We start from the raw sequence: 11,468 nt of genomic DNA, 5'->3' as shown, positions 1-11,468 counted from the left end.
AATCTAATAAGATGAAAGCGTTGGTTCTGAGCGGCGGCGGAGCGCACGGTGCCTACGAGGCAGGTGTCGCATCTGCTCTTCTCCAGCGCGAGCGATACGACGTGATCTGCGGCGTCTCGATCGGCGCGATCAACGCAGCGCTCATTGCAGCCGGCACGGTAGAGAACGCGCTCGAACGCTTTTGGCACCAGGAGTTTCCGACCCACGCCCGCGAGCTCTTTCCACACGTACCGCGCCTGCGGCGCCTGATCGATCACGTCGGCTCGATCGGCTACGGCAACCCGTGGCGCGACGCGATGGGGGTGGCGCGCGCGGCGTCAGCGCTGCCGTTCCTTCGCAAGCTTGGTGAGTACCATAAGTCGAGTTTGGCCGCCGTCCACGAAGCGCTGGGGAAGATGGTGGACTTCGATTGCTTGCAGACGTCACTGCTCATCGGCGCCACCAACGCCTCACAAGCGTCGGCCGCCGTCTTCCGGGCGTTCGTCAAGGACGTGGACATGCCGCGCAGAGCGCGACTCACCGAATATCACGACCTGACCCGCGAGAACTTCGTCATGGCGCTGCTGGCATCGTCGGCGATGCCGGGGCTCTTCAGCCCAGTCGAGTTAGCATTCGGCGAGCAGCACAACCTTTACGCCGACGGCTGCATCGTGCATACGTCGCCGCTCGGCATAGCGGTCGATAACGGCGCGACCGAAGTCACCGTCGTCTTCGTCGATTGCGAGCGCAATGCGCTGGCCGAAGGATCGACGCTCGGCCTGGCGGAGATGGCTTACAACATTGCGACGCTTTGGCAACAGCGCCTGATCGACTACGAGCTGCGCATCGCGCAGGCTACCAACGAAATCGTGCGCCTGGGAGGAGCTCAGGACAAGCGGCAGATCACCATTCGTCAAGTTCGCCCGGAAAAACCGCTGGAACTCGATATGCTGGCGTTCGACGATCGCGATGCGCTCGTCTGCGCGTTCGAGCGAGGCGTCAAAGACGGCAGCGTGGTGCCGCGGGTGATGCTTCCGGCAACGCCGGCTCTGCCGGCCGCTCTCGCATCGGCGCCCGACACGTTCTGGGAGACGTTGCGCCGGGTCTTCGGGAATACCGCGCTCAAGCGCAGCGGCTGACGGCCGCTTCGAGCGCGCCCTTCTCTTCCATCGTCATCGGCACGAGCGGCGGCATCGGACGTTCCCACGCATCGTCGTCGCGCATTCGCGACGTAAGGTAGCGCACCCGCACGAGCATGTTCGGTCCGGCGATGCAGTGACGCAGTCGCACCAGGCGTTCGGCGCCCTCACCGGTTTGCCACACGCGCTGCGAGAGCTGCGGCCAAAGCGCGACCGAACCCGAAATGCAGCCCGATGCGCCGTACTCACGCGCCGTCGTGAGAAACTCTTCGGAGCTCGGAAAAACGGCCAAGTCGGGATGACGCGCGAGGACGTCGCGCTGGAGCGGCTCGTTGTTGGACGTGTCTTTCATGCCGCAAATAGCGTGTGGAAACTCGCCGATCAGCCGGTCGACGAGAGCCGTGTGGAACGTGATGCCGCTCACGGCCGGCCAGTTGTACAGCATCAAGCGTCGTCCCGGATCGTCGATCCTTGCCAGTAGAGCCGCAAAAAATGCGACGACGCCGTCGTCGCCCGCGTCGCGAAAGAAAAAGGGCGGCATGATCAGCGCGGCGGCAAATCCGCAGTCGAGCGCGGTTTGCGTGAGACGCACGGTATCTTCGAGCGACGTCGTACCGGTTCCAATCATCATGCGGTCGCGGGGAAGACCGCTTTGCGCGATCGCTTCCATATAGCGAATCCGTTGGCCGGTGCCGAACGACGGCGCTTCGCCGTTGCTGCCGAGCACGTTGAGACCATCGATGCCCTCGTGCAGCAGCCAGTCGTAATACTCGACGGCTTTGCGCGGGTCGGGTCGCAGCTGCCGGTCGACCGGGGTCAACACCGCCGACCACACGCCCTTACGCAACGCGCTCATCGCCCCAAAGCTCCGCGCAGGAAGAACGCCAGATTGGCGGGGCGCTCGGCAAGGCGCCGCATGAGATAGGGAAACCAAAAACTGCCGAACGGTACGGCCAGGCGCACGCGGTATCCCTCATCAATCAGCTTGCGTGCCAGTGGTGTGGAAATGCCGTAGAGCATTTGAAACTCGAACCGGCCTCGTTTCGGAAGACCCTTGCGCGCCGCGAAGGCGCGCACGTGCTCCACGATCGCCGGATCGTGCGTCGCAATACACGTGTATCCTTCGTTGGACAGCGCGTTCTCGGCAAGGCGCAAATAGCTATCGTCGACATCGCGTTTCTTCGGAAAGGCGATTTCCGGCGGCTCGAGATACGCGCCCTTGACCAGCCGAACGTTGGGACGCAACGGCGTCAGCGCCCGAAGATCGTCGAGCGAACGGTGCAAGCACGACTGCAGAACGAAGCCAACGTTCTCGAAGCGCTCGCGCAGCCGGCGGTACGTGGCGAGGGTCGAATCGACGTAGCGCGACTGTTCCATATCCATACGCATCGTGTTGCCAGTATCGAGCGCGGCCTGCGCGATCCGGGCCGCGTTATCGTAGGCAAGTTCGGGATCGAGATCGAGGCCCACGTGCGTCAGCTTGAACGCAACGTTGGCATCGAGCCTGCGTGCGGCAAACGTCCGCAAAAGCTCGCAATAGGTATCGGCCGCCGCCGTTGCCTCTGCGCGATCGCGAACGCCTTCGCCGAGAATGCCGCACGCAACCGCAAAGCCTTGTGCGTTGAGATCGGCGGCCACGCGTAGGAAGTCGTCGGCGCTCTCCCCGGCAACAAAACGCGCGGCTCCCAAGCGGAAACCGTAGCGCGTCACGACGCGGCGAACGGCCGTATTATCGGCGGCGGCAAGAATCGCAGCGCGCAAAGGACGGTCGAGCATCTCGCTCTACGATAACGTCGCTGCCGGTACCAACGTGTGCAGCGGCGTTTGCGGGCGGGCGCCAAAGTGGCCGATAATCTCGGCTGCGGCGATGCTCCCCAAACGTCCGCACTCGCGCAACGGGACGCCTCGCGTCAAGCCGAACAGAAAGCCGGCGGCATAAAGGTCGCCGGCACCGGTCGTGTCGACGACGCGATCGACGGGTTCGGCGGCAACTTCGATGACGTCGTTTTTCGTGATGACGACCGAACCGCCGGGGCCGCGCGTGATCGCCGCGAGATCGGTGAGCGGCCGGAGGTGCGCGATCGCTTCGTCCCATCCGCATTCGAAGAGCGCTTCGATCTCGCCCCGGTTGCCGAACAGCACGTCGACGTGATGTTCGACCAGCGCGAGGAAATCGCTGCGGTGCCGTTCGACGCAGAAGGCGTCCGAAAGCGACAGTGCGACGCAACGCTTAGCGGAATGCGCGACCTCGGCGGCCGCATGGAACGCGCGCTTGGCGGCCGGATCGTCGTAGAGATACCCTTCGAGATACGTGTACTGCGCGGAACGGATGAGGTCTTCGTCGATATCGTCTGACCCGATATTGACGCAAGCTCCGAGGTAGGTGTTCATCGTGCGCTGCGAATCGGGTGTCACGAGTATCAGGCACTGCGCGGTCGCCGGACCTTCAGTCGCCGCGGGGGTGCGGAAGATCGTACCCGCCGCCGTGATATCGTGGCGAAACGCGTTGCCGAACTCGTCGTCACGGACTTTCCCAATGTAACCGGTACGGCCGCCCAGCGATGCGATACCGGCGATCGTGTTGCCGGCCGATCCCCCCGACGAGATCATCGTGGGGCCCATTCGCGCGTAGATCGCTTCGGCGCGTTGCTGGTCGACGAGCATCATGCCGCCCTTTGACATGGCGTGCGTTTCGAGAAATGCATCGTCGGCCGATGCGATAATGTCGACGATCGCATTTCCGATACCGACGACGTCAAGGGTTGGTTGCGGCATGGCGGGCGATTTCTACCTGCGATGCGCCTGCCCTTTGACCGATGCGCCTGCCCTTCGACTTCGCGCCCTTTGGGCGCTACGGTCAGGATGACAAACGCACCACGACGATGCCGGCAAAGGCGGCGATGATACCGCCGGCGACACTGGCCAAGACGTAGACGATCGCCGGAATCGAAAGCGCCTCGCCGGCGAGCGTGACGGCATCGTAGGCGAAGGTTGAAAACGTCGTAAAGCCGCCGAGAACGCCGACGACGAGGAACAACCGCGCGCTGGACCCGATGCCGAACGCACGCGTCTGCGCGAGCTCGGCGACGATACCGATCAAGAAACAGCCCGCGAGATTGATGGCGAGCGTTCCGTAGGGAAAGCCCGGTCCGAAACGTTGTAGGAAGACGAGACCGGTGAGATAGCGCGCGAGCGAACCCAAGCCGCCGCCGACGAAAACCGCCAACAGCTCAACCGGGCGATTCACGGCGCCTTACCGATCAAACGCATGGTGATGCGCTCGAGGGTGATCAGCCCCTCGGGGATCATTGCGCACAGCACCGGAACGATCGCTTGGATTTTCTCCTCGGTTTCGGCCACCTCGACGACCACCGGGAGATTGCTCGCGTAATCGACGCTGCGCGCGGCGTGCACCTCGCGATGCGCGCCAAAGCCCTCGATGCCCTTGAGCACGGTCGCGCCGGCAAATCCGTTGCGGCGCAGCTCCTCGATGATTGCCGCGTACAGCGGCCCTTTGTCGCTGCGATCGGCCTCGTCGACGAAGATCCGCATGAGCGTCGCGCGCCCAGCGCTGGTAAGCTCCACTACCGCAGCGCGTACGCGGTGAGGTGGCCGTTCTCGTCGGAGCAGAAGACGGCGCCGTCGACGACGATCGGGCTTTCCCAATGCACTGGGCCGATCGAGCGCAACGCACTGCGCCGAGCGCTCGACCAGAGCGTTCTGCCGGTATGGGCGCTCAGCGCCACGATTTGGTTGTCGAACGCGGCGAACACAACGCCGTTGCTCACCACGGGCGACGTGCCCTCGCCGCCGGTGCTGCCTGCCGGCGAATGCCAAACGCCGCGCAAGCGGCTCTCCCCGTTGGCGTTGGTGACGAGAACGTACGCATCGACCGCCTGCGAAAGCCCGACGAAGAGCCACGTGCGATTGCCTTCGGTCCACACGGCGGGCGTCGAAAAGAGCCCTTGCGGGAGCGAAATTTGCTGCAGCTCGTGCGCGATGCCCGGCAGCGGATCGCGGTTAACCAGGCGCAAAATCGCATCTTTACCGCCCTGCGCGAGCATCAGCGGCGTTCGGCTTCCCGGCTGGCGCGGCAATACCACCGGCGACGTGCTGCCCACGTCGACGTCGCCGCTATCGAGCTGCGCGTAGTCGCTGGGCGTATAGTGACCGAATAACTGCGTTGCGTCCGCGCTGACGGCGATCACCGAGTCGCCGTAGTCGCTGCCGCCGTCACGGACGTCGAACTCACCGTTACCGGTCGCTGCGTAGACCGCGCCGTGCATCGACGGATCCGGATCGACGACGGCGCCGCCGCGTCCCCAAATGCCCGAGTCGCTTGCCGGGCACGTGTTCGGTCCGGGCAACCCGGTCGTATCGCTGCAGAGCGAGTTGAATACGTGCGTCCCTCCGTCGCTCAAACGAACGCTGACGACGTGACCGATGTACGGCGGCGCGTCGCCGTAATAGCCCGACGTCGTTGCATAGAGACGTCCGTTGGCGAGATTGAGCGCCGACGCGTCTTTTTCGGTTTGCGGCATGCGCGTGATGCGCGCCGGGAAACCGGGCGCTCCCAACTCGCGACCCGTCGCGGCGTCGAGCTTGTGCAGCATTGCGTCGACACCCGGAACGTACACGGCCAAACCCGTGGGATCCGCTGCCGGCGTCGACGTCGTGATGTTCGGACCGTGCGTGCGAAACCGCCAGCGAATGAGCCCCGTCAACGCGTCGATGCCGTACGTCACGCCGCTCTTGTCGGTCTGAAAGAGCATCGGGCGAACTCGGCCGTGAATCGGGACGCGCTCGAGAAAGATCGGCGTCGAATCGGCGGTGGTACCGAGCGAAACCTGCCAGCGCATACGCAAGCGGCGAACGTTGGACGCGGTAATCGCCGTACCGCCGGCATCGACGCCGGTGCGCGCCGAATCGTGCCCGAACAGCGGCCAATCCTCGGCACGAGCGGTGGTTGCCGTTGCGGCCGCAACGAGCAGCGCGAGGGCGAAGCGGCCTGCGAGTCTCACGAGCGTGTGCTTCGACCTTCTTCCGCTATCCCTAGCGCTTTGAGCAGAACCCGCTTGGGACGGCAACCGTCGAACTCGCCGTAGTGCACGCGTTCCCACGGACCGAGATCGAGCTTTCCTTTCGTGACGGGCACGATCACCTGATGACCGAGCAGCATGCGCTTGAGGTGTGCGTCGGCGTTGTCTTCACCGGTGAGGTGATGCCGGTACTGCGGCTTTTGCGGCGCGAGCTCTTCGAGCCACGTCATGATGTCCTGCCAAAGACCCGATTCGTGATCGTTGACGAAGATGCTCGACGTGATGTGCATCGTGCTCACGAGCACGAACCCGTCCCATAGCCCGGCGTTTGCCCGCGCGCGTTCGACCATTTCGGTGATGTCGCGAATCTCGTAACGCGCCGGTGTTTGGATCGTCTGGTACTCGGTATGCGAAATCAGATCGCTCATCGTCGCAGGCCGCCCTCCCAGCGTGCCGACCCGGCACCTGCATCGTAGGCGGAGGTAAAAAACGAAAGCACTGCATCGTCGGGATCGGCCGACGTACGTACGCTTTCGTAGGGCAACAGGAACTCGCGCATCTGCGCGTTCCAACCCGCGGCTTCGGGGCGTACCGTCGCTTGCGCGTAGCCGGCCGGCTCCGGATACGCGTATGCGTAAAAGGCAGCCTCCGCACCGTTACCGCCGGGCCAGAAGCCAAAACTCTGTTCCTCATGCGAATACGCTTCGCGCGTCACGCGATCGGGCAGGTTAGGAAAGCCGCCGGGATGCGGGGGCGCTGGGCGTCCCGAGAACAGCGACACGGCCAAATCGAAGCTGCCCCAGAAGAAGTGCACGGGGCTGGCTTTACCGAGAAAGCCGGCCCGAAATTTTTTGCAAAGCCGATCGATCTGCACGAGTGCGCGCCAGAAGCGCTCGACGTATCGGCGATCGTACGACGCGTGCGTCTCGTCGGCCTCGAACGCAATCGCCTCGACGACCTCGTTTGGCTTCGTATTGATCCGCACCGGAAAGTTCATTACGGCCAACTCGTGCATGATTTTACCGTAGAACGCCGCGACGCTCATCGGCTCGAGCGCGAGCTCGCGGGCGTTCGCATCGCAGTCGGTAATCCGCAGCACGTGGTCGATGAAATCGAAGTCGATTGCAAACGTCCGGCCATCGCGATACGGCATTGGCGAGGTCGTCAGTCCGCGCTGCGTGACGTACAGCGCGACGTTCCACCAATGATTGATCAGCGGCTCCTGACGCAGCCGGATCTTTCCGACGATCTGCGTCCACATCTGCAGCGTTTGCTGCGTATCTTTCCAATCGTCGTAGCGAAGTTCGGGCCAACGCTCCATCCCAGGCGCTTCTACGTGGGTACGTCGAAGCCTCGGGAATGAAGAGTCACGCCGAAAAGACCGCCGCTTTCCGCGCGCTGCACCTGCGCGATCGCGCCTTCATCATTCCGAACCCGTACGATCCCGGAACGGCGCGCCTGTTGGCGTCGATGGGATTCGAGGCGCTGGCCACGACGAGCGCCGGCTACGCGTACACGCTGGGCAAACCCGACGCAACTATCGGTCGCGACGACATGCTCGCGCATTGCGCAGCCATGGTGCAAGCGACCGATCTTCCGGTCAGCGCCGATTTGGAAAACGGCTACGGTGATACGCCCGAGGCGATTGCGCAAACCATCCAACTGGCGGGGGCAGCGGAGTTAGCGGGGTGTTCGATCGAGGACGTGCCGACCGGACGCGGCGGCGCTCCATACGACGTTGCGTTTGCCGCCGAGCGCGTGCGCGCGGCGGTGGAAGCATCGCGTTCGCTCCCGGTGCCGATCGTCATCACGGCGCGGGCCGAGAACTTTATCGTGGGACGGCCGGATTTACGGGATACGATCGCACGGCTCCAGGCCTTTCAGGAAGCCGGCGCCGACGTGCTGTTCGCGCCGGGCATCACGAACCAACGCGACATCGCCGACGTGATTTCGTCGATCGATCGGCCGCTCAACGTCATCGTGGGGTTGCAAGGCGCGAGTTTGACGCTCGAGCAGCTCTCCCGGCTAGGGGTGCGGCGCGTGAGCGTCGGGAGTGCCCTGTCGCGCGCGGCATTGGGAGCATTCTTGCGCGCCGCGCGCGAGTTGCGGGATTCGGGAACGTTTACATTTGCTGCCGATGCCGTGAAGTACGCCGACATCAACGCGATGTTCGCTTAGGTTTTACCGGCGTAGGCGCGCTCGAGCTCGGCGATGTCGAGCTTCTTCATTTCGAGCATGGCTTTGAAGACGCGACCGGTCTTCTCGTCATCCTCGTCGTTCATCATCTCGCCGAAACGTTCGGGAACGACGTTCCAGTTCACACCGAACCGGTCTTTGAGCCAGCCGCACTGTCCGGGTTCGCCGCCTTCGGAAAGCCGGTCCCATAAACGATCGGTCTCCGCTTGATCTTTGGTCGTAATGTAAAAAGCCGGCCCCGGTGCGCCGGCGTCGTCTTGAGAAAAGAAGTTCAACGCCATGAACTCGCGACCGTCCAGCTCAAACATCACCACCATCGCCTTGCCTGCCGGCCCCGGCCCGGCGTCGCCGTACCGCGAGACGTGCGTGATCTTCGAGTTCGGGAAGATCGACGTGTAGAGCGTGGCTGCCTCTTCGGCTTGATCCTCGAACCAAAAGAACGGTCGAATCTTGTCCAAGGTCCTCTCCTTATCGGGGCGTTAGCTTTCGGACGGGACGGGGGCGTCGGATTCGATCAAGAGCTCGGACCGAAGATCCGACCAAAAAGCTTGAGGAATCTTCGTGTCGAGCGACGAGTAATCCGCGAGGACCTGCTGCGAGTTCGAGCAGCCGACGACCAGTGCAACCGCGACGTCCGGCGCGCTCGAGAACTGCAACGCGGCCGTGCGAAGGTCCACGCCGTGACGCGCCGCTACGGCGCGCAGACGGTCGCGCTTTTCGATGGCTTCAGCGGGGATCTTGTAGTTCTCTTTGCCGTAGTTGAAGCGTGCGCTGCCGCTGATGAAGCCCGCGTTGAGCGACGAGCCGACGACGAATGCCATTCCACGCTGGCGCGCCTTCGGAAAGACCTCGTGCAACGCCCTCGCGTGATCGATCAATGAATATTGACGCGCCAAGAGACACACGTTCGCGTCGGCGACCTCCATGAGCTTGAGAATAGGATCGGGTGAGTTTACACCGACGCCCCAGGCTCGGATCACCCCTTCTTCGCGCATCTTACTCAGCGCGGGAAACGCGCCTTTGCGCGCGATCTCAAACTGCTCCTCCCACGATCCCGGGAGCCACGGATTATCGGGCGAGAGGTCGTGGACGAAGACGACGTCGAGCGCGTCAACCCCGAGCCGCTGCAGACTATCCTCAATCGAGCGTTTGACTCCGTCGGCGCCGTAGTCGTAACGCAAATTGTTCGGCGAAGGGGTGAACGGAAAGTACTCTTTGGCATTGTTGTTGCGCGACGCGGTCAGGAGTTTCCCCACTTTCGAAGAGAGGACGAATTCGCTGCGCGTCTGCCGGTGTAAAAAGGTGCCGAGGCGTCGCTCGGCGAGTCCAAGACCGTACCATGGTGACGTGTCGTAGTAACGCACTCCGGCGGTCCACGCCGCCTCGACGGCAGCGTACGCATCCTCGTCGGTGACGTACGCAAACTCGTTGCCGAACGGCACGCCGCCGAGGCCAAAGGATTTTCCCCGGAATACTTCGGACGCATCCATGATAACGCTTATGCCCGCAACCTGGGGGTACCATCGATGGGCGCGATTCTTTTAGCATTCGGAACCGGTCTGGCCGTGGGCATCGCTTTTAGCCTCGTGAAACTGCCGTCGCCGGCGCCGCCGTTCTTAGGGCTCGTCGGACTATGCGGGATGTTCGTTGGCCAGCGGTTGTGGCCGCTTGTTGCATCCCGCTTGTTTCACACATAAGATCGAGACGTTACGATGGGCACCAATCTTCGTGTCGGGGTCGTGGGCCTCGGCAAGATGGGTAGCGCGCTGGCCCGCAACTGGCTAGCGCACCACTATTCCGTAGCGGTGTGGAACCGTTCGCCGCAAGCCGCGACCGAGCTGGCAAAAGCCGGCGCCACGCCATTTTCTACGATCGAGTCGATGATTGCCGCGGTCGACTGCGTCGTTACCATGCTCTGGGGTGATGAAGTCGCGCGAGAGGTCAGCCTCGCGAAAGTCGTTCCCGCGGCAACGGCGAGCACCGTCCTCGTCGAAATGTCAACGCTCTCGCCTCAGATGTATTCAACCCTCGCCGCTGCTGCAGCAGATCGGCACGTTCGCTTCATCGCCGCACCGGTTCTGGGAAGCGTCGATCAGGTTCGAGCCGGAACGCTCACCGTACTGGCCGGCGGCGACGCCGCGACGATCGACGTGCTCCGTCCGCTGCTTGGATGTTTGGGAACGGTCACGTCGACCGGATCGCCGGCCGCGAGCGGGTTTCTGAAGCTTGCCAACAACGTCGTGCTCGGCATTTTTGCCGAAGCCGAGGCCGAGTTGTTGGAATTGTGCGTCCGAGCCGGGCTCGATCGTCACCTCGCCGTTGAATCGATCACCGGTGCGTTCGAGCGAGCGGCTAGGTCAAAGCTGCAGCAGATCTTGGACGACGACGAACGCGCGCGCTTCTCGCTCGACGCGCTGCTCAAGGATTTGCGACTGGCGAGCGCAGCGTCGGAATCGGCTAAGTCACCCATCGAGCTGCTCCAGTGCGTACTGCCGCGTTTTACCGAGGCGGCCGATCGGGGACTCGGCGACCGGGACTATATCGCGCTTACTCTCGAGCGGCTTAAGTAAGGTCGATCCGGAAGCGGAGGCCGTCGCGAACCGTGTCGGGCGACCAGCGGGCGCAGCAACGCGTCGACGTACGCCGGAAGATATTCCGGCGCCGGCTTGACGAGGATCACTGCCGGGCGGCGTTGCGAAAGGTAAACTCGACGCGCTGCAGTGCCGCAACCTCGTGCGGGACCTCCGCGACGTCTTCGACGACGTTGAAAACGCGATAGAGGTCGAGCACCTCGAACAGCCGACGGATCGGCGTCTTTCCCAAAATAATCGTCTCGCGCTGCAGACTATTCGTGATGCGCAAGGTGTGCATGCGCAAAAGCTCGGTAACGCAGGTGGAATCGATGAACGTCACCTCGCGAAAATCGAGGACCAGATCGGGAATCTCGGCGATCCGATCGAGCAGCGTCCGCAATGACGCCTTACTGCCGACGTCATACTCGCCGGCAAACACTACCATCGTGGGATCCAGCTCCATCGATCCTCCGTTATCGCCGCTAAGCGCGCTTGTACCCGCAGCTCACAGATTTCTGCAAGATTCCGTGCCTAGCATCCCT

Annotated in this window: 14 protein-coding genes; 3 read left to right on the top strand and 11 right to left on the bottom strand. The window is 63.1% G+C overall.

The genetic code is table 11. From position 1 onward, the window contains the following. Nucleotides 1–11 precede the first annotated feature (11 nt). The gene (locus VGG89_16185) at nt 12–1,118 is read left to right on the top strand and encodes a patatin-like phospholipase family protein (GenBank protein HEY1978091.1); all 1,107 of its coding nucleotides are present in this window, start codon (nt 12–14) and stop codon (nt 1,116–1,118) included. On the opposite strand, the gene VGG89_16180 is transcribed toward VGG89_16185, so the two are convergent. From VGG89_16180 to VGG89_16145, 8 genes are all read right to left on the bottom strand, one after another. Further along, entirely contained in the window at nt 1,102–1,974 is an 873-nt protein-coding gene (locus tag VGG89_16180; GenBank protein ID HEY1978090.1) for a dihydrodipicolinate synthase family protein, read from the bottom strand. The genes VGG89_16185 and VGG89_16180 overlap by 17 nt on opposite strands. Further along, on the bottom strand, nt 1,971–2,894 hold the full coding sequence (locus tag VGG89_16175) for a proline dehydrogenase family protein (protein ID HEY1978089.1): 924 nt from the start codon (nt 2,892–2,894) through the stop codon (nt 1,971–1,973). Before VGG89_16175 ends, VGG89_16180 begins: the two co-directional genes overlap by 4 nt. Before the next feature lie 6 nt (nt 2,895–2,900). Further along, nucleotides 2,901–3,893 (bottom strand): adenosine kinase, encoded by a 993-nt coding sequence (locus tag VGG89_16170; protein ID HEY1978088.1) that lies wholly within the window; start codon nt 3,891–3,893, stop codon nt 2,901–2,903. An 82-nt stretch (nt 3,894–3,975) separates the two neighbouring features. Continuing rightward, nucleotides 3,976–4,365, bottom strand: a complete 390-nt coding sequence (crcB, locus tag VGG89_16165) for a fluoride efflux transporter CrcB (GenBank protein ID HEY1978087.1) — start codon at nt 4,363–4,365, stop codon at nt 3,976–3,978. Next, a complete protein-coding gene (locus VGG89_16160) occupies nt 4,362–4,703 on the bottom strand; it encodes a DUF190 domain-containing protein (GenBank protein HEY1978086.1) in 342 nt (113 codons plus the stop codon). Before VGG89_16160 ends, crcB begins: the two co-directional genes overlap by 4 nt. After that, entirely contained in the window at nt 4,703–6,139 is a 1,437-nt protein-coding gene (locus tag VGG89_16155) for a PQQ-binding-like beta-propeller repeat protein (protein ID HEY1978085.1), read from the bottom strand. Before VGG89_16155 ends, VGG89_16160 begins: the two co-directional genes overlap by 1 nt. Next, nucleotides 6,136–6,585, bottom strand: coding sequence for a secondary thiamine-phosphate synthase enzyme YjbQ (locus VGG89_16150; protein ID HEY1978084.1), 450 nt, complete (start codon nt 6,583–6,585; stop codon nt 6,136–6,138). Before VGG89_16150 ends, VGG89_16155 begins: the two co-directional genes overlap by 4 nt. Continuing rightward, a complete protein-coding gene (locus VGG89_16145; GenBank protein HEY1978083.1) occupies nt 6,582–7,478 on the bottom strand; it encodes a DUF5996 family protein in 897 nt (298 codons plus the stop codon). The genes VGG89_16150 and VGG89_16145 overlap by 4 nt, the downstream gene beginning before the upstream one ends. Before the next feature lie 38 nt (nt 7,479–7,516). On the opposite strand from VGG89_16145, the gene VGG89_16140 reads away from it, so the two are divergent. Continuing rightward, nucleotides 7,517–8,335 (top strand): isocitrate lyase/phosphoenolpyruvate mutase family protein, encoded by an 819-nt coding sequence (locus tag VGG89_16140; GenBank protein ID HEY1978082.1) that lies wholly within the window; start codon nt 7,517–7,519, stop codon nt 8,333–8,335. Here VGG89_16140 and VGG89_16135 read toward each other — a convergent pair. Further along, complete coding sequence (locus VGG89_16135; GenBank protein ID HEY1978081.1) at nt 8,332–8,811, bottom strand: VOC family protein; 480 nt, start codon at nt 8,809–8,811, stop codon at nt 8,332–8,334. The two genes, VGG89_16140 and VGG89_16135, sit on opposite strands and share 4 nt — an antisense overlap. A 21-nt stretch (nt 8,812–8,832) precedes the next feature. Next, nucleotides 8,833–9,843 (bottom strand): aldo/keto reductase, encoded by a 1,011-nt coding sequence (locus VGG89_16130; protein ID HEY1978080.1) that lies wholly within the window; start codon nt 9,841–9,843, stop codon nt 8,833–8,835. 222 nt (nt 9,844–10,065) lie between these two features. Between VGG89_16130 and VGG89_16125 the strand changes: the two genes are divergently transcribed. Further along, nucleotides 10,066–10,923 carry an NAD(P)-dependent oxidoreductase gene (locus VGG89_16125; GenBank protein HEY1978079.1) on the top strand — a complete coding sequence of 286 codons (858 nt, stop codon included), beginning with the start codon at nt 10,066–10,068 and terminating at the stop codon, nt 10,921–10,923. A gap of 106 nt (nt 10,924–11,029) precedes the next feature. Here VGG89_16125 and VGG89_16120 read toward each other — a convergent pair whose 3' ends face one another. Next, complete coding sequence (locus tag VGG89_16120; protein HEY1978078.1) at nt 11,030–11,389, bottom strand: STAS domain-containing protein; 360 nt, start codon at nt 11,387–11,389, stop codon at nt 11,030–11,032. Between the last annotated feature and the right edge of the window lie 79 nt (nt 11,390–11,468).

Source organism: Candidatus Baltobacteraceae bacterium (assembly GCA_036488875.1).
Classification (GTDB): domain Bacteria; phylum Vulcanimicrobiota; class Vulcanimicrobiia; order Vulcanimicrobiales; family Vulcanimicrobiaceae; genus JAFAHZ01.
Note: the sequence above shows the minus strand (reverse complement) of the source record. Positions and strands in the feature narration are given on the sequence as shown.